The organism is Kitasatospora sp. LaBMicrA B282, from assembly GCF_050325825.1.
In the GTDB taxonomy this organism is placed as follows: Bacteria; Actinomycetota; Actinomycetes; order Streptomycetales; family Streptomycetaceae; genus Kitasatospora.
The window spans coordinates 31,083-53,730 of sequence record NZ_JBNQTI010000012.1 but is presented as its reverse complement, the minus strand read 5'-3'; the positions used below and the strand labels follow the sequence as shown (position 1 = coordinate 53,730).

The following is a 22,648-nucleotide window of genomic DNA, read 5'->3' as shown; positions in this document are numbered from 1 at the left end:
CGGACAGCGCGAAGGGCGGCCACCCACGGCGGCCGCCCCTACGCGCTCCTGCTGACGTGCCCGAGAACCTAGTCCCGGAACACCCCGCCCTCCGCCGCCACCCGCTCCAGCATCGGCGGCGGCGTGAACCGCTCCCCGTACGCGGCCGCCAGCTCCCGGGCCCGCGCGGTGAACCCGGCCACGCCGCCCGGGTAGCCGTTGATGTACTGGAGCACGCCGCCGGTCCAGGCCGGGAAGCCGATCCCGAGGATCGAGCCGACGTTGGCGTCCGCCACCGAGGTGAGCACGCCCTCCTCCAGGCAGCGCACCGTGTCCACCGCCTCGGCGAAGAGCATCCGCTCCTTCAGGTCCTCGAACGGGACGTCCACGCCCTCGCGCCCGAAGTGCTCGCGCAGGCCGGGCCAGAGCAGGCCGCGCCTGCCGTTCTCGTCGTAGTCGTAGAAACCGGCGCCGCCGCTGCGCCCCGGCCGGCCGAACTCCTCCACCATCCGGTCGAAGACCACCTCGGCCGGGTGCGGGAGGTACTCCTGCCCGGCCTCCTCGGCGGCCCGCTGCGCCTCGCCGCGGATCCTGCGCGGCAGCGTGAGGGTCAGCTCGTCGAGCAGCGAGAGGACCTTGGCGGGGTAGCCGGCCTGGGCGGCGGCCTGCTCGATGCTGGCGGGCTCGACGCCCTCGGCCACCATCGCCACTCCCTCGTTGATGAACTGGCCGATCACCCGGGAGGTGAAGAAGCCGCGCGAGTCGTTGACCACGATCGGCGTCTTGCCGATCCGGCGGACCAGGTCGAAGGCGCGGGCCACCGCCTCGTCGCCGGTCGCCTGCCCCTTGATGATCTCGACCAGCGGCATCTTGTCGACCGGCGAGAAGAAGTGCAGGCCGATGAAGTCGGCGCGGCGCTCGACGCCTTCGGCGAGCAGCGAGATCGGCAGGGTCGAGGTGTTGGAGCAGAGCAGCGCGTCCGGCGCCAGCACCTCCTGCACCTCCTGGAACACCTTGTGCTTGAGCGAGACGTCCTCGAAGACCGCCTCGATCACCGCGTCGCAGCCGGCCAGGTCGGCCGTCTCGGCGGTCGGGGTGATCCGGGCCAGGAACTCCTCGCGCTGCTCGGCGGTGCTGCGCCCGCGGGCCACCGCCTTGTCCAGCAGGCCGGCCGAGTAGGCCTTGCCGCGCTCGGCCGCCTCGACGCTGACGTCCTTGAGCAGCACCTCCAGCCCGGCCTTGGCGCAGGCGTAGGCAATGCCCGCGCCCATCATCCCGGCACCCAGCACGGCGACCTTGCGCACCTGCCGCTCCGGGATGCCGGCGGGCCGCGAGGCACCGGCGTTGACCGCCTGGGTGTCGAAGAAGAGCGCCTGGATCATGTTCTTGGCGGTCTGGCCGCAGACCAGCTCGGTGAAGTACCGCGCCTCGATCACCAGGGCGTTGTCCACGTCCACCTGGCTGCCCTCGACGGCCGCGGCCATGATGTTGCGCGGGGCCGGGTAGGGGGCGCCGTTCAGCTGCTTGCGCAGGTTGGCCGGGTAGGCGGGCAGCTGGGCGGCGAGCGCCGGGGTGGCGGGGGTGCCGCCGGGGATCTTGTGACCCTTGACGTCCCAGGGCTGCTGGGCGCTCTCGTTGGCCAGCACGAAGGCCCGCGCCTTGGCGAGCAACTCGTCCTGATCGGCCGCCAGTTCGTGCACCAGGCCGTGCTGCACGGCGTCCGCCGGGCGGTACTGACGACCCGTCAGCAACCACTTCAGCAGCGCGTCGGCGATCCCGAGCAGCCGCACGGTGCGCACCACGCCACCGCCGCCGGGCAGCAGGCCGAGGGTCACCTCGGGGAAGCCGAGCTTGCTGCCGGGCCTGTCCAGCGCCACCCGGTGGTGGCAGGCCAGCGCCAGCTCCAGGCCGCCGCCCAGCGCGCTGCCGTTGATCGCGGCGACCACCGGCTTGCCCAGGGTCTCCAGGGTGCGCATGGCCCGCTTGAGGGCCATCGAGTGCTCGAAGAACTCGGCGGCGTTCGCCGGTTCGACGGCACCGAGCATGCGCAGGTCGCCGCCGGCGAAGAAGGTCTTCTTGGCGGAGGTGACGATCACCCCGCGCAGCTCGCCCGCCTCGGCCAGGCCGGCCAGGCGCGCCACCGCGGCCTGGAAGTCGGCCGTGAAGGCGGCGTTCATGGTGTTGACGGACTGGTCGGGGTCGTCCAGGACGAGGGTGACGATGCCCTCCTGGTCCTGCTCCCAGCGGATCACGGTGAGGTCGGTCATGACAGGTGTCTCCAGGAACGTCGGATCAGGACGGCGGTCAGATGCGCTCGACGATGGTGGCGATGCCCATGCCGCCACCCACGCACAGGGTGACCAGGCCGTACCGGAGCTCGCGCCGCTCCAGCTCGTCGATCAGGGTGCCCAGCAGCATCGCGCCGGTGGCGCCCAGCGGGTGCCCGAGGGCGATCGCGCCGCCGTTCACGTTCACCTGCTCGTGGCTGAAGCCGAGTTCGCGCATGAAGCGGAGGGCGACCGCGGAGAACGCCTCGTTGATCTCCACCAGGTCGATGTCGGCGGCGGTCAGGCCGGCCTTGGCCAGCGCCTTGCGGGTGGCCGGCGCCGGGCCGGTGAGCATGATGGTCGGCTCGGAGCCGGAGACCGCGGCGGAGACGATCCGGGCCCGCGGGCGCAGGCCGTAGCGCTCGCCGATCGCGGGCGAGCCGATCGCCACCAGCGAGGCGCCGTCCACGATGCCGGAGGAGTTGCCGGCGGTGTGCACGTGGTCGATCCGCTCCACCCAGTGGTACTTCTGCAGCGCCACCGCGTCGAAGCCGCCGGCCTCGCCGACCCCGGCGAAGGCGGGCTTGAGGCCGGCCAGGGTCTCCACCGTGGTGCCCGGGCGCAGGTACTCGTCGCGCTCCAGCACGACCAGGCCGCTGCGGTCGCGGACCGGGACCACCGAACGGTCGAAGAGGCCGTCCGCCTGCGCCTTGGCGGCGCGCGCCTGGGACTCGGCGGCGAACGCGTCCGCGTCGGCGCGGGTGAAGCCCTCGATGGTGGCGATCAGGTCGGCGCCGACGCCCTGCGGGATGAAGTGGGCCTCGTAGTTGGTCATCGGGTCGGCGAACCAGGCGCCGCCGTCCGAGCCCATCGGAACCCGGGACATCGACTCGACGCCGCCGGCCAGCACCAGCTCCTCCCAGCCCGAACGGACCTTGGCGGCGGCCAGGTTGACCGACTCCAGGCCGGAGGCACAGAAGCGGTTCTCCTGGACGCCGGCCACGGTGTCCGGCAGGCCGGCGGCGATCGCCGCGATCCGGGCGATGTCGGAGCCCTGGTCGCCCAGCGGGCTGACCACGCCGAGCACCACGTCGTCGATCGCGGCCGGGTCCAGCTCGGGCATCCGGGCCCGCAGTTCGCGGATCAGCCCGACCACCAGGTCGACCGGCTTGGTGGCGTGCAGGGAGCCGTTCCGGCCGCGGCCGCGCGGGGTGCGGATCGCCTCGTAGACGTAGGCTTCGGTACTCACGGTTGCTGCCTCTCGGGGGGAGCTCTCGGGGGTGGTCATCCGGGGGTGGTCATCCGGGGGTGGTCACCTGGGGGTGGTCATCGCGTGGACGGGTCGGTGGGCCGGGTCGGGTCGGGCAGGTCGGTGGGCCGGGCCGGCTCGGGCAGGCCCCAGTCGCTGGCCACCTCGGCGGCGTCCGCGCCCGGTCGGGCGGGCGGGCGGCGCAGCGTGGCGGGGGTGGCGGAGAAGCGCGGGGCGGGGGCGGGCTGGGTGACGCCGTGGTGGGTCAGGTAGGTGCCGCGGGCCGCCAGGTGCGGGTCAACGGCCGCCTGGGCGAGCGTCAACACCTGGGTGACGCAGGCGTCCGAGCCCGCGAAGACGGCGGCCCAGTGGGCGCTGTCGCGGCTCGCGAACCGGGTCGCGATCAACGCCCGCAGCTCGGGCCAGCGGCTGCCGTCGTACTGCGCGGGGGCGTCCTCGCCCAGCTCCAGCAGGCGGGCGAACTCGGCGTAGAACTGCGGCTCCAGTGCGGCGACCGCGAAGTGGCCGCCGTCGCGGGCCTGGTACACGGCGTAGCAGGGGGCGCTGCCGTCCAGGAAGTTGACGCCGCGCCGGTCCTGCCAGCGGCCCTCGGCGAGCAGGCCCCAGAAGAGCGTGGCCAGGTGCGCGGTGCCGTCCACGATCGCGGCGTCCACCACCTGCCCCTGCCCGGTGGCCCGGGCGTGCTGCAGCGCCGCCAGCAGGCCGACCACCAGGTAGAGCGCGCCGCCGGCGTAGTCGCCGAGCAGGTTGACCGGGACGGCCGGCGGCCCGTCGGCCGGGCCGATCATGGAGAGCACGCCGGTGAGCGCGATGTAGTCCAGGTCGTGCCCGGCGGTGGCGGCCAGCGGGCCGTCCTGGCCCCAGCCGGTCATCCGGCCGTAGACCAGGGCGGGGTTGCGCTCCAGGCAGGGCTTCGGACCCACGCCGAGCCGCTCGGCGACCCCGGGCCGGTAGCCCTCGATCAGCAGGTCGGCGCGCTCCACCAGGTCGAGCAGCCGGGCCGGGCCGGCCGGGTCCTTGAGGTCGACCAGCACCGAGCGCTTGTTGCGGTTGGTCAGGTCCAGGGCCGGGTCGCCGGCCAGCGGCGAGGCGCTGGGGCGGTCCACCCGGACCACGTCGGCGCCCAGGTCGGCGAGCAGCATCGCGGCGAACGGCCCGGGGCCGATCCCGGCCAGCTCGACCACCCGCACCCCGGCCAGCGGGCCGGGCACGGGGGTGGTGGGTGCGTGGGCACCAGCCGGCGCGTCACCAGTCACCCGGCCGCCTCCTCGCGAGCGTGACAGTAAAGCTGTAACACTCGGGATGGTATGCCGGTGACCGGCGAGTAACAAGAGTGGGCGGGGCCTCGCGGCGGCGCGGCGCGTAGGGTCGCCCGGATGAACCGAGCCGAGCACGCTGAGTACGCCGAGAACCCCGAGGACCGCGGGTACCCCGATCGCCCCGACAGCGCTCACGGCGCTCACGGCGCTCATAGTGCTCATGGCGCTCATGGCGCTCATGGCGCCGGCAGCGCAGAGCGCGCCGATCCTGCGCCGGCTCGGGCTGCTGCCGCTGACCACGGCCACCCGGTACGTCTGGACCCCGCCCGCACTCCCCTGGACCCCGCCCGGACTCCCCCGCGCGGGGGAGCCCGCATCCACCGGATGATCGAGGGCCGAATCAACCGTCGGCTCGAAGACGCGGGCAGCTGACGGTTTGTAGGGTCGGCGACATGGAACGGATCATCACGACCCTGCTCGGTCGCCGGGCCCGGGTGCGCTGGGTGCACCTGGTGCTCGGGGGTGCGCTGCTGATGCCGTTCTGGCTGCTGGCGACGGTGCTGCTGGTCGAGCTGCCGACCGACACCCCGGTGCGCTCGGTGCTGGTCCAGCTGCTCGCGCTGGTGATCGCCGTGCCGCTGGCCTGGGTGGCCGGTCTGCTGCCGGTGGTCCGGGTGCTGGTCGGCACGGCCGCGCGGGCGCTGGCGGCGGCCCGCGCCGGCGAGTTGGCGGTCGGGCCGGCCACCAGTTGGGCGGCCCGGCGGCGCACCGCCGCCTGGTTCTCCCTGCACCTGCTGCTCGGCGCGATCGTCAGCGGGATGTCGCTCTCGGTCGCGCCCGCGGTCCTGGTGCTCTGGTTCTCCCCCGCCACCGTGCGCCGGCTGAGCTGGGCGCACCACCTGCCCTACCCGGTCTCGCTGCTGCTGGGTGCCGGCCTGCTCCTGCTGGTGCTGCTCACCAACGCGGCGGCGGGCGCGCTGCTGGCCCGGTGCGCCCCGGTGCTGCTCGGGCCGACCCCGGCCGAGCGGCTCGCCGCCGCCGAGCAGCGCGCCCTGCTGCTGGCCCAGCGCAACCGCCTGGCCCGCGAGTTGCACGACTCGGTCGGCCACGCGCTCAGCGCGGTGTCGATCCAGGCCGCGGCGGCCGCCCGGGTGCTGCGCAGCGATCCGGAGTTCGCCGCCGAGGCGCTGGCCGCGATCGAGGAGCTGTCCCGGCAGGCGGTCGGCGAACTCGACGCGGTGCTGGGCGTGCTGCGCGAGGAGGAGCAGGAGCGCCAGGGCGCGAGCGCCGGCCCCACGCTGGCGGCCCTGCAGCCACTGGTCCGGCAGTTGGCGCTGGCCGGCGTCGCGGTGGAGACGCACACCGGGGCCGGCCTGCCCCTGCTGCCGGAGCCGCTCTCCCGGGAGGCCTACCGGATCGTCCAGGAGGGGCTGACCAATGTGCTGCGGCACGCCGGGTCGGTGCCGGCCACCCTGCGGCTGGAGGTGCGGGGCGAGCGGCTGGAGCTGGAGCTGACCAACCCGCTCGGTGCCGGGCGGCCCAGCCGGCCGGGCGGCGGCCGCGGGCTGCGCGGTGTCGCCGAGCGCGCCGCTGCCCTGCACGGCGGCTGCGTCAGCGGCCGCACGGCGGACGGCAGCGGCTGGCGGCTGGCCGTCTGGCTCCCGGTCGCGCCGCCCGCGGCCGCCCTGGGGGCGGCTGCGCTGGGGGTGCCATGACCAGCCCGACACCACGGCAGCGGCGACAGCAGCAACGACGACGAGGGGACGAACGATGAGCAGCGGCACGACGGGCACCGACGCGACGGGCGCCGCCGCCCCGATCCGGGTGGTGATCGCCGACGACGAGCGGCTGGTGCGCCAGGGCCTGCGGGTGGTGATCGACGCCGAGCCCGACCTGACCGTGGTCGGCGAGGCCGCCGACGGCAGCACGGTGCTGCCGGTGGTGCGCGAACAGCGGCCGGACGTGGTGCTGATGGACGTCCGGATGCCCGAGGTGGACGGCATCCGGGCCACCGAGCTGGTGCTCGGCTCGCTGCCGCAGCCGCCCCGGGTGCTGGTGGTGACCACCTTCGAGAACGACGACTACGTGTACCAGGCGCTGCGGGTGGGTGCCGCCGGCTTCCTGCTCAAACGGGCCCGGGCCGAGGAGATGGTGCAGGCGATCCGCCTGGTCGCGCGCGGGGACTCGCTGCTCTACCCCGCGGCCATCCGCGAGCTGGCCGCCGCCCACGCTCCGGCCCCGGCCCACCCCGCGGCCACCGCCACCGGCCCCCGGGCCACCGCGCTGCGCCGCGCCGCCACCGCGCTGGCCCGGCTCACCGAGCGCGAGGGCCAGGTGCTGCGGCTGATGGCCACCGGCCTGAACAATGCGGAGATCGCCGCCGACCTGGTCCTCAGCCCCGAGACCGTGAAGAGCCACGTCGCCAACGTGCTCGCCAAACTCGGCGCGCGGGACCGCACCCAGGCGGTGATCAGGGCCTACGAGTCGGGCTTCGTGCTCCCGCTGTGACGCATGCCGCGGGCTGGCCTGCCCGGCGCCGGTACCCATGGGTACAGTACGTCGATCAACCCGCACGACGGACCGGTGAGCTCATGATCAACGTCTGGACCCGCCCCACGCTCTGGTGGCGCCTGGCCATCGTCCTCTCCAGCGGGATCGGCCTGGCCCTGGGCACCAGCTCACTGGTCTACTTCACCGTCGAGAGCAACACCCTGGTCCTGGGCTACTTCGCCGGCGCGGTCTACTGGATGACCAAGCGCCGCACCCTCGACGCCCCCGCACCCCGGCTGCGCGGCGCGGCCACCCTGTACATCCTGATCACCGGCCTGGTCGCGCACATCCTGCTGAACCACGGCGCCAACCCGCTGCCCGGCCTGGTCTCCGGCCCCGACCGGCTGGCCAACTGGTCGCTCTTCCTGCTGCACTACACCACCCCGGTGCTGGTGCTGCTCGACTGGTTCTGCGCCCGCCCGCGCAACGCCTCGCGCTGGCGCGACCTGCCGCTCTGGCTCTCCTTCCCGCTCGGCTACGCCGCCGTGGTGATGATCCGCGCCGCGCTCTTCCCGAGCTTCCCGAACAAGTACCCGTACTTCTTCTTCGACCCGACCACCCACGGCTACGGCTACGTCTGGCTCCAGATCGCCCAGCTGACCGTGGAGTTCATCGTCCTGGCCGCCACCGTGGTCGGCCTCGACCGCCTGGGCACCGCCCTGCGCGCCCGCCTGCGCCCGGCTGCCTCCCCGGCTGCGGTCGGCACCGCAGCCGCCGCGGGGGTCGGCGCGGAGGTCGGCGCCGACCGCTGAAGTCCCGCGCCCGAGGCGCCGGCCCCGGAGGCCCGCACACCGGCCCCACCGCCCGCTACCCGCTACCCGCTACCCGCTACCGCTGGTACCGCGCCCGGTGGGTCCCCGTCACCGCCATCACCAGCGAGTAGACCGAGGTGCTGGCGGTGATGAAGAGCCGGTTGTTCTTCGGACCGCCGAAGGTCAGGTTGGAGACGTCCTCGGGCACCAGCAGGCGGCCGATCAGGGTGCCGTCCGGGTCGTAGCAGTGCACCCCGTCGGCGAAGGCCGCCGCCCAGAGCCGACCGCCGTCGTCGAAGCGGATGTTGTCGAAGCTGCCGTTCGACGCCTTCGCGAACACCTTCCCGTCGGAGAGCGTGCCGTCCTCCCGTACGTCGAGGACCCGGATGTGCCCGGCCCGGCTGTCCGACACGTAGAGCTGCTGCTCGTCCGGGGAGAAGACCAGCCCGTTGGGCCCGACGAAGCCGTCCGCCACCTTGCGCACGGCGGCGTCGGCCGGGTCGATCCGGTAGACGTTGCAGGCGCCGATCTCGGCGACGTCGCGGTGGCCCTCGTAGTCGCTGGTGATGCCGAAGTCCGGGTCGGAGAACCAGATCGACCCGTCGGAGTGCACCACCGCGTCGTTGGGCGAGTTGAGCCGCTTGCCCTGGTAACGGTCGGCCAGCACCGTGATCGACCCATCGTGTTCGGTGCGGGTGACCCGGCGGTTGCCCTGCTCACAGGTGATCAGTCGGCCCTCGCGGTCCAGGGTGTTGCCGTTGCTGTGCCCGGCCGGGGAGCGGAAGACGGCGACCGTGCCGGTGGCCTCGTCCCAGCGCAGCATCCGGTCGTTGGGGATGTCGCTCCAGATCAGCTGACGCCAGGCGGGCAGGTAGACCGGCCCCTCGGCCCACCGGCAGTCCCCGTACAGCTGCTCCAGCCGGTAGTCACCGTTGGCGCACTTGCCGGTACGGAAACGCTCGTCCAGGATCTGATACAGCCCGTGCTTGATCTCGCCAGACATAGTCCACCCCTAGTCGCCAGATTCCGAATCTCGTTCGGAGCTGTTCGAGTATGGCAGAACGTCATAGGGTTGGACCATGGCATCGGAGAACCTGGACGACATCGACCGCCGCCTGCTCACCCTGCTCCAGCAGGACGCGGGACTGGCCTACGCCGCCCTCGGCAAGGCCGTCGGCCTCTCGGCGGGCGCCACCCACGAACGGGTCCGCAAGCTGCGCGAGCGCGGGGTGATCCGCCGCACCACGGTCGAGGTCGACCCCAAGGCGCTCGGACTCGGCGTGCTGGCCTTCGTGATGGTCGAGTCCTCGGCCTGGATCGGCGAGTCCGCCGCGGCGTTCGCCGCCATCCCGGAGATCGAGGAGGCCCACGTCATCGCCGGCAGCGCCTCGGTCTTCGTCAAGGTGCGCACCGCGACCACCGAACAACTCCAGGACGTCCTGCGCCGCCTCTACGCGATCGACGGCGTGAGCGGAACCCAGGCGACGGTCTCCCTGGAGACCTTCTTCGAACGCCCGCCGTCAGCCGTCCCCCACGACCAGGTCGGCGACTGATTCGGGCCGCCCTCCGAACCGTTCGGCGCCGGCCGGCGTCCTTCCAGTCGTCCGCGGCCGGATGGATGATGGCCAGTCAGTTCATTGAGACGGATAAGGAGACCTGTCGATGAGCAACGGTGAGAGCACCTCCGGCGGGCCGGTGGTGACGGACGGTCCGAGCACCGCGAGGCTGCTGGCGATGATCGTCCAGGGCGAGGGGTGCGAGCCCCTCCGGATAGAGATCGCCACCGCCGCCGAGCGGGATGTGGCGCGCCGCACCATCATCGTCCTCAAGGAGGGCACCCGCTACAGCATCAGCGTGGAGATCCTGACCGGGAACTCTCCCCTGGAGAAGGCGCGGTGCACGAAGGTCCTCTCCATGAGGGGTCTTGAGCCGCAGTCCGACAGCGTCCTGCTGGAGGCCCTCGCGCCCTCGTCCGAGCCGTACACGGTCCTCCTCTACCCCGCCGAGAAGGCTCCCTATGGGTGGCCGGGCTCGAACACCTTCAAGGTGCGGAGCTCGATCTCCGTCGACGGGGAGCCGCTCGCGGACGCCGAGTGGAGCTGGCTGCTGCGGACGACCGAGGAGTGGTAGCGACGCGCGACTGAGGCGCTCCTAGATGCGCCAGGAGCGGATGCGGTCGGCGGCCGCGAAGATGTCCGCCTTGGTGTCGGCCACGTCGCGGGCCAGTTCGACCAGGGCGCCGTAGGGCGGGTCGATGCCCTCGAGGGCGGCGTGCATGTAGGCGGCGGTCGCCATGCAGGCGTAGAGGTTGTTGCGGACCGGGAGCGGGCGGAGCAGCACGATGGTGTGCATCAGCGCCGCGGCGCACCAGGCCGGGTCCGCGTCATGGCCGAGTTGGGCGGTGTTGACCCGGTGCCGGGCCACCGCCGCCTGCAGCGCGGAGTAGTCGCGCACGCTCAGGTCCTCGGGCGAGGCCTGCTCCTGGACATCGAGGAGCCAGCGGATGTCGACGTGCAGCAGCATCAGGCAGCACTGCGCCGGGCGGCGGGCGTGTCCTCCGGGAAGGCCGCGTCGAACTCCTCCAGGTGCGCGTTCCAGAACGCGACCGCGTGGTTGACGAAGGTTCGGCGCTGCTGCTCACGCACGCTCAGGTCGTGCACGTACGCCTTGACCGACTTGCCGTCGGCCGCTGCGGCCTCGCGGATCGCGGCCAGTTCCGCCTCGGTGTACTCGATGTTGAGTGCCGGCATGCGCCTCAGGGTACCGGAGCGGTACCGGACCCGAACAGCATTGGGAGGATTAGCCGAGAACCCCTGCAACATCATCATCAGCTCATCGCGTTAGTGAGGCATGGACCACTCCCCGACCACCGACCCGGCGCCCCCAGGCCCGCTGGATTTCCTGGAGTTCGCCACGGCCTGCGGCGGACAGCTGTACCGGACGGCCTACCTGCTGACGGGCGGTGACACGCACCTCGCCGAGGACCTGGTGCAGGAGGCGCTGAGCCGGATGTTCGTGCGGTGGAAACGGCTGGCCCGACTGGAGAACCCGGCCGGGTACGCACAGACGGTGCTGGTCAACGCCTTCCTGTCGTTGCGGCGCCGGCGCAGCAGTCGCGAGCGGGTCACCGAGGAGTTCCCCGACCTGGGCGTCACCGACCAGGACCCCGCGCTCCGGCTGACCCTGCTGCGCGCCCTGCGCGAACTCTCGGCCGCGGACCGGGCCGTGCTGGTGCTGCGGTTCTGGGAGGACCGCAGCGTCGAGGAGACCGCTGCCACGCTCGACCTCACCTCCACCGCCGTCCGCTCGCGCAGCCACCGCGCGCTGGGCCGGATGCGCGCGCTGCTGGGCGACACCTTCGCCGAGCACAGCGGGCTCGGCTGACCCCCCGACCGCCGCCGCCCCTCCCCCGACCCTTCCCCCGACCCTTCGCGCGTCCCTACGGACGAGAAAGCGAGGCTTCGCCATGCCCCCCGGACACCAGCACCCCGACGGCCACCCCGACCACTCCGATCACCCCGGCCGCCCCGACCACCCCGACCGCCTCGGCCCGGAGTTCGCCACCGCCTTCGGCCAAGCCCTGCGGGAGACCGGGCAGGCCACCCCCACCCCCGTACTGGAGCTGCTCGCCACCGGCGCCGAGCGGCGCGGGCGGCGGCGCAAGCGGCAGCGCACCGTCCTGGCGAGCGCGGCCGCGGTGGCGGTGCTGGCGGCGGGCGGGGCGTTCGTCGCCCCCCAGCTGACCGGCACCCGGAGCACGGCCGCACCGGCGAGCGTCACCGTGACCAGCGCCGCGCCGAACACCGCCGCGACGCCCGGTCCGGCTGCCACGCCCAGCACGGCGCCAAGCCCCGGCACCGCCACCAGCCCCACCGCCACCCCCAGCACGCCCACCGCCACCAGCCCCACCGCAACCGCCACCCCCACGGCCCCGGCCTCGGCCCCCGCCTCCGCCTCCGCCTCCGCCTCCGCCCCACCGAGCCTCGGCCCGGTGGACGACGCGACGATGCTCGAGCTGTTCCGCGCCCGCCTGCCCGCCGGCCTCCAGCTGAGCCAGCCCCAGTCCCAGGGCGCCAGGACGGCCCAGGGCACCACCGCGCACCCGTCCTCGGTCGCACCCCCCGGCATGGCGATGGCCTCCTTCACCATCACCGACGGCCAGGGCGCCGCCAGCACGATGATCCAGGTCTACCGCCAGCCGGTCTCCTCCCAGGGGCAGGCCGACACCAGCTGCCCGCCCGCCTCTCCCCCGCAGGGCGGCCCCTGCACCGTCCGGCCCGACGGCAGCACGCTGCTCATCACGGACCGCGGCCTCGCGCCGTCGTCCGGGGAGCAGTTCCAGCCGTGGTTGCGCTCCGCGAAGCTGCAGCTGCCCACCGGCCTGGTGGTGACGGTGGCCACGGAGAACGCCCCGGACCAGGGTCGCGCCCCCGCCGACCGGGCCACCGTCCCGCTCACCGTCGACCAGCTGAGCAGCATCGCCCTCGACCCGGTCTGGCTCGCGGTCGGCGCCCAGCTGCCGCCGGCGTGACGCACCGCGCCCGGTCCTCGCCCACCCCCGTGAGGCGAGGACCGGGCGCGCCGCCACTACTGCGGGTCCACCTGCCGCAGCCCCGACCCGTCCAGCTGCAGCCACCTGGTCAGCCCCAGCCCGCGCAGGAACGGCAGGTCGTGGCTGACCACCACCAGCGCGCCCTGGTAGGAGTCGAGCGCGTCGGTCAGCTGTCCCATGCTCGCCAGGTCGAGGTTGTTGCTCGGCTCGTCGAGCAGCAACAGCTGCGGCGGCGGGTCGGCCAGCAGCAGCGCGGCCAGGGTGGCCCGGAAGCGCTCGCCGCCGGAGAGCGTGCCGGCCGGCTGGTCGGCCCGCCCGCCACGGAACAGGAAGCGGGCCAGCCGGGCCCGGACGACGTTGTCCCCGGTCCCCGGTGCCAGCGCCTTCACGTTCTGCGCCACGCTGAGCGCGTCGTCCAGCAGGTCGAGCCGCTGCGGCAGGTACCGGATCGGCACCGGGCGGGTGATCTCGCCCTCCAGTGGGGCCAGTTCGCCCGCGATGGTGCGCAGCAGGGTGGTCTTGCCCGATCCGTTGGCGCCGACCAGGGCGATCCGCTCCGGCCCGCGCAGGTCGAGCTTGATCCGGTGCCCGGTGCCGAGCCGGACGTTCTCCATGGTCAGCACGGTGCGCCCGGGCGGCACCTCGGTGCGCGGCAGGTCGATCCTGATCTCGGCGTCGTCGCGCACCGCGTCCTCGGCCGCGGTGAGCCGCTCGCGGGCGTCGGCCAGCCGGTCCTGGTGCAGGCCGCGCACCCGGCCCGCGGTCACCTCCGCCTTCCGCTTGAACGCCCCGGCCATGATCTTCGGGTCGTTGCGGCTGATCGACTTCTTCTTGCCGTAGCTGGCGCTGCGGGCCAGCCGGACGTTCGCCTCGGCCAGGTCCCGCTTCTGCCGCTGGACGTCGGCCTCGGCCACCCGCACCAGCCGCTCGGCGGCCTCCTGCTCGGCCGCCAGGGTCCGCTCGTAGTCCTCGAAGTTGCCGCCGTACCAGGTGACTTCGCCGTCCCGCAGGTCGGCGATCTGGTCCACCCGGCCGAGCAGCTCCCGGTCGTGGCTGACCAGCACCAGCACCCCGCCGAAGCCGGCCACCGCCTCGTACAGGCGGGCCCGGGCGGTGCGGTCCAGGTTGTTGGTCGGCTCGTCCAGCAGCAGGACGTCGGGCCCGGCCAGCAGCAGGGCCGCCAGCCGCAGCAGCACCACCTCGCCGCCGGAGAGTTCGCCGGCGGTGCGGTCCAGGTCGAGCCGGGCCAGGCCCAGCCTGTCGAGGGTGGCCCGGGCCCGCTCCTCGACGTCCCAGTCCTCGCCGATCACGGCGAAGTGCTGCTCGGCGACGTCCCCGGCCTCGATGGCGTGCAGCGCCTCGCGCTTGGCCCGGATGCCCAGGGCCTCGTCCACCCGCAGGGCTGTGTCCAGGGTCAGGTCCTGCGGCAGGTAGCCGATCTCGCCGGCCACCCTGACGGTGCCGCCGGTGGGCGTGAGGTCACCGGCCAGCAGGCGCAGCAGGGTGGACTTGCCGGCGCCGTTGAGGCCGATCAGGCCGGTCCGGCCGGGGCCGACGGCGAGGTGGAAGCGGTCCAGGACGGGCTTGCCGTCCGGCCACTCGAAGCAGAGGTCGGTGCAGAGGATCGCGGTGGTCGTCGGTGCCATGGGGGCCTCCTGCGGGGTTGCTCGTCGAAGAAGATGGGGCAACGGGCAGCACGGAGACACCGCGGAAACGGAATGGGTAGCGGACGGCAGCGCGGAAGGCGACCACCGAGGCCGAGCACACTCCTCAACCGCGCGAGGGCATCAGCGCGGGAGCGGTGTCTCCTGACCTCAGTAGAGCAACGGCCTTCTCCTGTTCCGACGGACTGCTTCCAACGGGCTGCGCCGGCGGATGGACCGGCGACCTGCGGCCCGGTGTGACCGGACCGACCTCGACCACGCTAGGCCGCCGCCCCGGGGCCCGCAACGGGTTTTCCGGACCGCCCGGGCGGGCCGATTAGGATCGGGGCATCATGAGCGCCACTCTCGTCACCAAGGACCTGGCCGCCGGCCACGGCGACCGCACCCTCTTCTCCGGCCTGGACCTGGTCGTCGCCCCCGGCGAGGTGACCGGGCTGGTCGGGGTCAACGGGGCCGGCAAGTCCACCCTGCTGCGCCTGCTGGCCGGCCTGGACCGCCCCGAGAACGGGTCGATCACCCTCAGCCCGCGCACCGCCAACGTCGGCCACCTGCCGCAGGAGCCGGAGCGCCGCCCGGGCGAGTCGGTGCGCGACTTCCTGGCCCGCCGCACCGGGGTGGCCGCCGCCCAGGCCGCGCTGGACGAGGCCACCGAGGGCCTGGTCGAGGGCCGCCCGGGCGCCGACGACGCCTACAACGACGCGCTGGAGCGCTGGCTCGTGCTCGGCGGCGCCGACCTGGAGGAGCGGGCCGAGCAGGTCGCGGCCTCGCTGGGCCTGGCGGTCGGCCTGGACCAGCAGATGGTCGGGCTCTCCGGCGGCCAGGCGGCCCGCGCCGGCCTCGCCTCGCTGCTGCTCTCCCGCTACGACGTCTTCCTGCTCGACGAGCCCACCAACGACCTGGACCTGGACGGCCTGGCCCGGCTGGAGGAGTTCGTCCTCAACCTGCGCGCCGGCACCGTGCTGATCAGCCACGACCGCGAGTTCCTGGCCCGCACGGTGACCCGGGTGCTGGAGCTGGACCTGGCCCAGCAGCAGGTCAACCTGTACGGCGGCGGCTACGAGTCGTACCTGGAGGAGCGCGCCCGGGCCCGCCGGCACGCCCGCGAGGAGTACGAGGAGTACGCCGACACCAAGTCCGACCTGGAGGCCCGGGCCCGGATGCAGAAGGGCTGGGCGGACAAGGGCGTGCGCAACGCGCTGAAGAAGAGCCCGGACAGCGACAAGCTCCGCAAGGCGGCGGCCGCCTCCTCCTCGGAGAAGCAGGCCGCCAAGGCCAAGCAGACCCAGCGGATGATCGAGCGCCTGGAGGTGGTCGAGGAGCCGCGCAAGGAGTGGGAGCTGCGGATGGAGATCGCCGTGGCACCGCGCTCCGGCTCGGTGGTGGCGACGCTGCGCCAGGCCACCGTGCAGCGCGGCGAGTTCGCCTTCGGCCCGGTGGACCTCCAGGTCGACTGGGCGGACCGGGTGGCGATCACCGGCCCGAACGGCGCCGGCAAGTCCACCCTGCTGGCGGCGCTGCTCGGCCGGCTGGACCTGGCCTCCGGGCAGGCGTCGCTGGGTTCGGGCGTGGTGGTCGGCGAGGTGGACCAGGCGCGCGGGCTGTTCTTTGGCACCGAGACGCTGCTGGCCGCCTTCGAGGCGGCGGTCCCGGAGCTGTCGCCGGCCGACGTGCGCACGCTGCTGGCCAAGTTCGGGCTCAAGGCGGTGCACGTGCTGCGCCCGGCCGACACCCTCTCCCCCGGCGAGCGCACCCGGGCGGCGCTGGCGCTGCTCCAGGCCCGCGGAGTCAACCTGCTGGTGCTGGACGAGCCGACCAACCACCTGGACCTGCCGGCGATCGAGCAGCTGGAGTCGGCGCTGGCCGGCTACCCGGGCACGCTGCTGCTGGTCACCCACGACCGGCGGATGCTGGAGACGGTCACGGTCAACCGCCGCCTGGTGGTCGACGGCGGGCGGGTCACCGAGCTCTGACCCGGGGGCGGACCCGAGCTCTGACCCGGGGGAGCCAGGGGAAGCCGAGTGGTTTAGACCTCCGCTCGGCTTCCCATACATCGAGGTATGAGCCCCTATCAGACCGTCCCGCTGCACCCGCTGGTGGTGCCCGCCGAGCAGGCCCAGGCGCGCGCCCGGGAGTTCCACGAGGTGATGGCCCGACGCCGGACCGTCCGCGACTACGACCGCCGTCCGATCCCGGACGGGGTGCTGGAGTGGGCGGTGCGCACCGCGGCGACCGCGCCGAGCGGCGCGCACGTCCAGCCCTGGCGGTTCGTGGTGGTCACCGACCCGGACCGCAAGCGGCGGCTGCGCGAGGCCGCCGAGGCGGAGGAGCGCGAGTTCTACGGCCACCGGGCCTCGGCGGAGTGGCTGGCCGCGCTGGAGCCGATCGGCACCGACTGGCACAAGCCGTTCCTCGAGGACGCCCCGGCGGTGATCGTGGTCTTCGAGGTGCACAAGGGCCCCGACTCGCCGCGCCCGTACTACACCAAGGAGTCGGTCGGCATCGCGGTCGGGCTGCTGCTCGCCTCGCTGCACCAGGCCGGGCTGGCCACCCTGACCCACACCCCGAGCCCGATGAAGTTCCTCAACGAGGTCTGCGAACGCCCGGCCGAGGAACGCGCCGCGTACGTGATCCCGGTCGGCTACCCGGCCGCGGCGGCGCACGTGCCCGACCTGCGGCGCAAGGAGCTGGACGAGGTGCTGGTGCGGCTGTAACCGGGCGAAATCATCTGGTCGGCGGCGCTCGGCGACTGCCATCATTTCTGTCATGACCCACACCGCCGATGGCCCTGGCAGCGCTGCGCCGCCCACCCCCCACCGCCCGCCGGAGCGGATCGACCTCCCCGACGGCTACCTGCTGCTCCGACGGACCCCGGAGCACGCGGGCGAGATGAACGCGGTGATCATCCGCAACCTGGCGCACCTGCGCCCGTGGATGAGCTGGGCCACCGGCGCGCCCACCATGGAGCACAGCACCGAGGCGACCCGGCGCGGCTGGCAACTCTGGGAGGCGGGCTCGGACTTCCTCTACGTGCTGGAGCACGCCGACCGGCCCGGCACGGTGCTGGGCATGTTCGGACTGCACCGGCGGGTGGGCCCCCGCGCGATCGAGATCGGCTACTGGATCGACCAGGAGCACACCGGTCGCTCGCTGGCCACCAACGGCGCCGCCGCGCTGACCGAGGCCGCGCTGCGACTGCCGGACGTCGACCGGGTGGAGATCCACGTCGACGCGGCCAACACCCCCAGCGGCCGGGTGCCGCGCCGGCTCGGCTACCGCCTCGACCGGGTCGCACAGCGGCCGGCCGAGGCGCCGGCCGAGACCGACCGCAAGGAGATCTGGGTGCAGGAGCAGCCGGCCTGCCGCTGACGCACCGTCAACCGGCCCGGGCGGCAGGCGCGCCGCCCGGGCCCGCCGGGTCACCGGTTCACGCCGGCACCATCCGCGCCCGCGCGATCACCGCCTCGGTGTCCACCCCCGGCGGCAGCGTGCCGAACGCGCCCCCGTGGTCGCCGCCCAGCCGGGAGGCGCAGAACGCGTCGGCCACCGCCGGGTCGCCGTGCCGCACCAGCAGCGCGGCCTGCAGGGTGAGCGCCATCGACTCGACCAGCCGGCGGGTGCGGTACTCCAGGTCCGTCAGGTCGCCCAGCTCCTTGCGCAGGCCCGCCACCGCGGCGTCCAGCCGGCGGTCGGCCCCGGCCACCGCGGCGAGCTCGCCGAAGTACGCCTCCACCGACTCGGGGCTGCGCCCCATCGCCCGCAGCGCGTCCAGCGCCGCCACGTTGCCCGAGCCCTCCCAGATCGACACCAGCGGCGCCTCGCGGTAGAGCCTGGGCATCCCGGACTCCTCCACGTACCCGTTGCCGCCCAGGCACTCCAGCGCCTCGGCCGCGTGCGCCGGGCCGCGCTTGCAGACCCAGTACTTGGTGACCGCGAGCGCCAGCCGCTTGAACGCGGCCTCGCCCTCGTCGCCGCCCGCCGCCCGGTCGGTGGCCTCGGCCAGCCGCAGCGCCACCGTGGTGGCGGCCTCGGACTCCAGCGCCAGGTCGGCCAGCACGTTGCGCATCAGCGGCTGGTGGACCAGCTCGGTGCCGAACGCCCGCCGGTGGGTGGCGTGCTGGATCGCCCGCTGGACGCCGAGCCGCATCCCGGCGGCCGCGCCCAGGGTGCAGTCCAGCCGGGTCATGTTGACCATCTCGATGATGGTCCGCACCCCGCGGCCCTCCTCGCCGATCAGCCAGCCGACCGCCTCCTCGTACTCCAGCTCGGCGGAGGCGTTGGACCGGTTGCCCAGCTTGTCCTTGAGCCGCTGGATCCGCAGCGCGTTGCGGGTGCCGTCGGGCAGCACCCGGGGCAGCAGGAAGCAGCTGAGGCCGCCGGGCGCCTGGGCCAGGGTCAGGAAGACGTCCGACATGGGCGCGGAGGTGAACCACTTGTGGCCGGTCAGGTGGTAGGTGCCGTCACCGGCGGGCAGCGCGACCGTGGTGTTGGCCCGCACGTCGGAGCCGCCCTGCTTCTCGGTCATCGACATGCCCGCGATCAGACCGCGCTTGCCCTGCGGCTCGCGCAACCCGAAGTCGTAGACGTTGGAGGCAAGCAGCGGCTCCAGCCACTCGGCCAGCTCCGGGGTGGCGCGCAGCGCGGGGACCGCGGCGTAGGTCATCGAGATCGGGCAGCCGTGGCCGGCCTCGACCTGGCTCCACAGGTAGAACTTGGCGGCCCGGGCGGTGTGCGCGCCGGGCCGCGGGTCGCGCCAGGGGGCGGCGTGCAGGCCGTGTTCGACGGCGACGGTCATCAACTGGTGCCAGGCCGGGTGGAACTCGACCTCGTCGATCCGGTGCCCGAACCGGTCGTGGGTGCGCAGCACCGGCTCGTGCTCGTTGGCCAACCGGCCCCACTCGGCCGCCTGCTCGGTGCCGGCCAGCGCGCCCAGCTCGCGCAGCTCGGCCTCGGCCCAGCCGGCGCCGGCCCGGTGCAGCGCGGCGAGCAGCGCGGGATCCTCGGCGAGGTTGTGCCCGTACGGCGGCGGAACCTGGTTGGTGACCTCGTGGGTGTGCGGCACTGGCTGCTCCCTACTCGCGAGTAAGTGGACGGCACCAGCGTAGGGGTTCGCCTTCTCCGCGTCGCCGGTGCGCACGGCGGTCGGTCTCGCACGGCGGTCGGTTTCGCCCAGCGGTCGGTTCCCGGCCTGACCCGGAGCGGCCCGGGCGCCGCTCGCTACGATCATCCGATGACGGAACGCACCGAGCTCGCCAGCCCGCCCGAGGACCGCTACCCCGCCCTGTTCGCCCCGCAGCGCTGGGAGTGGGGCGGCATCGACGCCCAGTTCGGCACCGGGCTGCCGCCGGACGAGCTGATCACCAACATCCACCTGATCGGCTTCACCGAGGGCAAGGTGGTGCTCTGCCGCAACGACCAGGGCCACTGGTTCCTGCCCGGCGGCACCCGCGAGGCAAACGAGCCGGTCCTCGACTGCCTGGCCCGCGAGCTGCGCGAGGAGGCCGGCGCCCGGCTGCTCGACGAGCCGGTCTGGGTGGGCGCGCACCTGGCGGTCACCGACCGCCCCGAGCCCTACCGCCCCTGGCAGCCGCACCCGCGCAAGGCCTGGCTCTGGGGCTACGCCGAGGTGGAGGTGGACGGCGCGCCGACCAACCCGGCGGACGGCGAACAGGTGGTGGAGGTGCGCGCGGTGACCCCGGCCGAGGCGGCCGAGCTGCTGACCCGGCGCAACGAGCTGTGGTGGGGCGAACTGGTGGCGCTCGCTGCCGAGTTGCGCGGCTGACCGGACCGGGGGTGGGGAAGGCCCGGTCGGACCTCCCCCACCCCCGGCGTCAGCTCACTTGGTCAGCCCGGCCCGCCGCAGCGCGTCGGCCATCGCGCTGTTGGCCACCGGCGCCGCCGCCCCGCGGCCGCCACCGCCCTGACCACTTCCCTGGCCACTGCCCTGGCCACCACCCTGACCGCCGCCCTGGCGCCGGTCCTGCCGCGGCGGGCGCGCCCCGCGGTCGCCGCCCCGGTCCCCGCGCTCCCGCCGGTCACCGCCGCCGCCCTGGCGCGGCGCGGCCTCGTCGTCGAGCCGCAGCGACAGCCCGATCCGCTTGCGCGGCACGTCGACCGAGACCACCTTGCAGGTCACCACGTCACCGGGCTTGACCACCTCGCGCGGGTCCTTGACGAACTTCGCGGAGAGCGCCGAGACGTGCACCAGCCCGTCCTGGTGGACGCCCACGTCGACGAAGGCCCCGAACGCGGCGACGTTGGTCACCACGCCCTCCAGCACCATCCCGACCTCCAGGTCGCCGATGGTGTCCACGCCCTCCTTGAAGGTCGCCGTGCGGAAGGCCGGGCGCGGGTCGCGGCCGGGCTTGTCCAGCTCGCCCAGGATGTCGGTGACGGTCGGGATGCCGAAGGTCTCGTCGGCGAAGTCGCCCGGGCGCAGGCTGCGCAGCGCGACCCCGTTGCCGACCAGCTCCTGGAGCGTGCCGCCGGTCTTCGCCAGGATCCGGCGCACCACCGGGTAGGCCTCGGGGTGCACCGCGGAGGCGTCCAGCGGGTCGTCGCCGCCGGGGATCCGCAGGAAGCCCGCGCACTGCTCGAAGGCCTTGGGGCCGAGCCGGGCCACGTCCTTGAGCGCCCTGCGGGTGCGGAACGGGCCGTTGGCGTCGCGGTGCGCCACGATGTTGTCGGCCAACGTGGCGGTGACCCCGGAGACCCGGGTGAGCAACGGCGCGGAGGCGGTGTTGACGTCCACCCCGACCGCGTTCACGCAGTCCTCGACCACCGCGTCCAGCGAGCGGGAGAGCTTGAGCTCGCTCAGGTCGTGCTGGTACTGGCCGACCCCGATCGACTTGGGGTCGATCTTGACCAGCTCGGCCAGCGGGTCCTGCAGCCGGCGGGCGATCGAGACCGCACCGCGGATCGACACGTTGAGCTCGGGCAGTTCCTGCGAGGCGAAGGCGGAGGCCGAGTAGACCGAGGCGCCGGCCTCGGAGACCATCGCCTTGGTCAGCTTCAGCTCCGGGTGACGCTTGATCAGGTCCTCGGCGAGCTTGTCGGTCTCCCGCGAGGCGGTGCCGTTGCCGATCGCGATCAGGTCGACCGCGTGCGCGGCGGCCAGCTCGGCCAGGGTGGCCAGCGCCGCGTCCCACTTGTTGGCCGGCTGGTGCGGGTAGATGGTGTCGTGCGCGACCACCTTGCCGGTGGAGTCGACCACGGCGACCTTGACGCCGGTGCGGAAGCCCGGGTCCAGGCCCATGGTGGCGCGGGTGCCGGCCGGGGCGGCGAGCAACAGGTCGCGCAGGTTGGCGGCGAACACCTTGACCGCCTCGTCCTCCGCCTCCTGGCGCAGCCGGCCGCGCAGGTCCAGGCCGAGCCGGACCAGGATCCGGGTGCGCCAGGCCCAGCGGACGGTGTCGTTGAGCCACTTGTCGGCCGGGCGGCCCCGGTCGGCGATCTCGAAGCGGGCGGCGATCCGCTGCTCGTAGTCGCCGGCGCCGGGCAGGTCGCCCTCCCCCTCGCCGTCGAAGGGCGACAGGTCGAGGTCGAGCACCTCCTCCTTCTCGCCGCGCAGCATGGCCAGGATCCGGTGCGAGGGGAGCTTGGTGAAGGGCTCGGCGAAGTCGAAGTAGTCGGCGAACTTCGCGCCCTCCTGCTCCTTGCCCGCCCGCACGGTGGCGACCAGCCGGCCGCGGCCCCACATCCGCTCGCGCAGCGTGCCGATCAGGTCGGCGTCCTCGGCGAACCGCTCGACCAGGATCGCCCGGGCGCCCTCCAGCGCGGCCGGCGCGTCGGCGACCGACTCGCCGAGGTAGCCGGCCGCCAGCGCGGCCGGGTCCTGGGTCGGGTCGGCGAGCAGGGTGTCCGCGAGCGGCTCCAGGCCGGCCTCGCGGGCGATCTGCGCCTTGGTGCGGCGCTTGGGCTTGTAGGGGAGGTAGATGTCCTCCAGCCGGGCCTTGGAGTCGGCGGCCAGGATCTGGGCGCGCAGCGCGTCGTCCAGCTTGCCCTGCGCCGCGATCGACTCCAGCACCGCGGCCCGGCGCTCCTCCAGCTCCCGCAGGTAGCGCAGCCGCTCCTCCAGGGTGCGCAGCTGCGCGTCGTCCAGCTCGCCGGTGACCTCCTTGCGGTAGCGGGCGATGAACGGCACGGTGGCGCCGCCGTCGAGCAGCTCGACGGCCGCCTTCACCTGCCCTTCGCGGACCCCGAGTTCCTCGGCGATCCGCCGCCCGACGGCCTGTTCGGCCGCCGCTGCTGCCTGTGCTGACTGCTCGGCTGGCGTGGTCACGAAGCCGGTCACCTTCTCATGAGTTGCCTGGCGGGTACGCACCGCATTGTGTCAGCTACCGCCGACCGGCCGGGCCA

The 22,648-nt window shown here is 73.8% G+C and carries 21 protein-coding genes; 12 read left to right on the top strand and 9 right to left on the bottom strand.

Going from position 1 to position 22,648, the window contains the following annotated elements:
* Positions 1 to 68: 68 nt before the first annotated feature.
* The 3 genes from ACQRUO_RS06180 to ACQRUO_RS06170 all read right to left on the bottom strand — a co-directional run bounded on the left by ACQRUO_RS06180 (position 69) and on the right by ACQRUO_RS06170 (position 4,706).
* The gene (locus tag ACQRUO_RS06180; protein WP_428314704.1) at positions 69 to 2,246 is read right to left on the bottom strand and encodes a 3-hydroxyacyl-CoA dehydrogenase NAD-binding domain-containing protein; all 2,178 of its coding nucleotides are present in this window, start codon (positions 2,244 to 2,246) and stop codon (positions 69 to 71) included.
* Positions 2,247 to 2,283: 37 nt separating this feature from the next.
* The gene (locus ACQRUO_RS06175) at positions 2,284 to 3,495 is read right to left on the bottom strand and encodes an acetyl-CoA C-acetyltransferase (protein WP_428314703.1); all 1,212 of its coding nucleotides are present in this window, start codon (positions 3,493 to 3,495) and stop codon (positions 2,284 to 2,286) included.
* 77 nt (positions 3,496 to 3,572) lie between these two features.
* Positions 3,573 to 4,706, bottom strand: coding sequence for a CaiB/BaiF CoA transferase family protein (locus tag ACQRUO_RS06170; RefSeq protein WP_428314741.1), 1,134 nt, complete (start codon positions 4,704 to 4,706; stop codon positions 3,573 to 3,575).
* Positions 4,707 to 5,004: 298 nt separating this feature from the next.
* On the opposite strand from ACQRUO_RS06170, the gene ACQRUO_RS06165 reads away from it, so the two are divergent.
* From ACQRUO_RS06165 to ACQRUO_RS06150, 4 genes are all read left to right on the top strand, one after another.
* Positions 5,005 to 5,163, top strand: coding sequence for a hypothetical protein (locus ACQRUO_RS06165; RefSeq protein WP_428314702.1), 159 nt, complete (start codon positions 5,005 to 5,007; stop codon positions 5,161 to 5,163).
* Positions 5,164 to 5,227: 64 nt separating this feature from the next.
* On the top strand, positions 5,228 to 6,490 hold the full coding sequence (locus ACQRUO_RS06160) for a sensor histidine kinase (protein WP_428314701.1): 1,263 nt from the start codon (positions 5,228 to 5,230) through the stop codon (positions 6,488 to 6,490).
* Positions 6,491 to 6,545: 55 nt separating this feature from the next.
* Complete coding sequence (locus ACQRUO_RS06155) at positions 6,546 to 7,283, top strand: response regulator (protein WP_428314700.1); 738 nt, start codon at positions 6,546 to 6,548, stop codon at positions 7,281 to 7,283.
* Positions 7,284 to 7,366: 83 nt separating this feature from the next.
* Entirely contained in the window at positions 7,367 to 8,077 is a 711-nt protein-coding gene (locus ACQRUO_RS06150) for a Pr6Pr family membrane protein (protein ID WP_428314699.1), read from the top strand.
* Between the two features lie 76 nt (positions 8,078 to 8,153).
* Here the strand turns inward: ACQRUO_RS06150 and ACQRUO_RS06145 are convergent, their stop codons facing one another.
* Positions 8,154 to 9,080, bottom strand: a complete 927-nt coding sequence (locus ACQRUO_RS06145) for an SMP-30/gluconolactonase/LRE family protein (protein WP_428314698.1) — start codon at positions 9,078 to 9,080, stop codon at positions 8,154 to 8,156.
* Positions 9,081 to 9,171: 91 nt separating this feature from the next.
* On the opposite strand from ACQRUO_RS06145, the gene ACQRUO_RS06140 reads away from it, so the two are divergent.
* Positions 9,172 to 9,630 carry an Lrp/AsnC family transcriptional regulator gene (locus ACQRUO_RS06140; RefSeq protein WP_428314740.1) on the top strand — a complete coding sequence of 153 codons (459 nt, stop codon included), beginning with the start codon at positions 9,172 to 9,174 and terminating at the stop codon, positions 9,628 to 9,630.
* Positions 9,631 to 9,739: 109 nt separating this feature from the next.
* Positions 9,740 to 10,207, top strand: coding sequence for a hypothetical protein (locus tag ACQRUO_RS06135; protein WP_428314697.1), 468 nt, complete (start codon positions 9,740 to 9,742; stop codon positions 10,205 to 10,207).
* A 21-nt stretch (positions 10,208 to 10,228) separates the two neighbouring features.
* On the opposite strand, the gene ACQRUO_RS06130 is transcribed toward ACQRUO_RS06135, so the two are convergent.
* Both ACQRUO_RS06130 and ACQRUO_RS06125 read right to left on the bottom strand, forming a co-directional pair.
* The gene (locus tag ACQRUO_RS06130) at positions 10,229 to 10,600 is read right to left on the bottom strand and encodes a toxin Doc (RefSeq protein ID WP_428314696.1); all 372 of its coding nucleotides are present in this window, start codon (positions 10,598 to 10,600) and stop codon (positions 10,229 to 10,231) included.
* Positions 10,600 to 10,827 (bottom strand): hypothetical protein, encoded by a 228-nt coding sequence (locus ACQRUO_RS06125; protein ID WP_327069763.1) that lies wholly within the window; start codon positions 10,825 to 10,827, stop codon positions 10,600 to 10,602. Before ACQRUO_RS06125 ends, ACQRUO_RS06130 begins: the two co-directional genes overlap by 1 nt.
* Before the next feature lie 100 nt (positions 10,828 to 10,927).
* Here ACQRUO_RS06125 and ACQRUO_RS06120 point away from each other — a divergent pair, with 100 nt between their 5' ends.
* Together ACQRUO_RS06120 and ACQRUO_RS06115 are read left to right on the top strand one after the other, a co-directional pair.
* Positions 10,928 to 11,461, top strand: a complete 534-nt coding sequence (locus ACQRUO_RS06120) for a SigE family RNA polymerase sigma factor (RefSeq protein WP_428314695.1) — start codon at positions 10,928 to 10,930, stop codon at positions 11,459 to 11,461.
* Positions 11,462 to 11,543: 82 nt separating this feature from the next.
* Positions 11,544 to 12,608: a hypothetical protein gene (locus ACQRUO_RS06115; protein WP_428314694.1), complete on the top strand. Its 1,065-nt coding sequence runs from the start codon at positions 11,544 to 11,546 to the stop codon at positions 12,606 to 12,608.
* Positions 12,609 to 12,664: 56 nt separating this feature from the next.
* Here ACQRUO_RS06115 and ACQRUO_RS06110 read toward each other — a convergent pair whose 3' ends face one another.
* On the bottom strand, positions 12,665 to 14,275 hold the full coding sequence (locus tag ACQRUO_RS06110; protein ID WP_428314693.1) for an ABC-F family ATP-binding cassette domain-containing protein: 1,611 nt from the start codon (positions 14,273 to 14,275) through the stop codon (positions 12,665 to 12,667).
* Between the two features lie 350 nt (positions 14,276 to 14,625).
* Here ACQRUO_RS06110 and ACQRUO_RS06105 point away from each other — a divergent pair, with 350 nt between their 5' ends.
* The 3 genes from ACQRUO_RS06105 to ACQRUO_RS06095 all read left to right on the top strand — a co-directional run bounded on the left by ACQRUO_RS06105 (position 14,626) and on the right by ACQRUO_RS06095 (position 17,659).
* Positions 14,626 to 16,263 carry an ABC-F family ATP-binding cassette domain-containing protein gene (locus ACQRUO_RS06105; RefSeq protein WP_428314692.1) on the top strand — a complete coding sequence of 546 codons (1,638 nt, stop codon included), beginning with the start codon at positions 14,626 to 14,628 and terminating at the stop codon, positions 16,261 to 16,263.
* Between the two features lie 87 nt (positions 16,264 to 16,350).
* Positions 16,351 to 17,004 (top strand): nitroreductase family protein, encoded by a 654-nt coding sequence (locus ACQRUO_RS06100; RefSeq protein ID WP_428314691.1) that lies wholly within the window; start codon positions 16,351 to 16,353, stop codon positions 17,002 to 17,004.
* Between the two features lie 52 nt (positions 17,005 to 17,056).
* Positions 17,057 to 17,659, top strand: a complete 603-nt coding sequence (locus ACQRUO_RS06095) for a GNAT family N-acetyltransferase (RefSeq protein ID WP_428314690.1) — start codon at positions 17,057 to 17,059, stop codon at positions 17,657 to 17,659.
* Positions 17,660 to 17,717: 58 nt separating this feature from the next.
* Here ACQRUO_RS06095 and ACQRUO_RS06090 read toward each other — a convergent pair whose 3' ends face one another.
* Positions 17,718 to 19,352, bottom strand: coding sequence for an isovaleryl-CoA dehydrogenase (locus ACQRUO_RS06090; RefSeq protein WP_428314689.1), 1,635 nt, complete (start codon positions 19,350 to 19,352; stop codon positions 17,718 to 17,720).
* A gap of 168 nt (positions 19,353 to 19,520) precedes the next feature.
* Between ACQRUO_RS06090 and ACQRUO_RS06085 the strand changes: the two genes are divergently transcribed.
* Positions 19,521 to 20,072, top strand: coding sequence for an NUDIX domain-containing protein (locus tag ACQRUO_RS06085; RefSeq protein WP_428314688.1), 552 nt, complete (start codon positions 19,521 to 19,523; stop codon positions 20,070 to 20,072).
* Between the two features lie 54 nt (positions 20,073 to 20,126).
* On the opposite strand, the gene ACQRUO_RS06080 is transcribed toward ACQRUO_RS06085, so the two are convergent.
* Positions 20,127 to 22,571, bottom strand: a complete 2,445-nt coding sequence (locus tag ACQRUO_RS06080) for a Tex family protein (protein ID WP_428314687.1) — start codon at positions 22,569 to 22,571, stop codon at positions 20,127 to 20,129.
* Between the last annotated feature and the right edge of the window lie 77 nt (positions 22,572 to 22,648).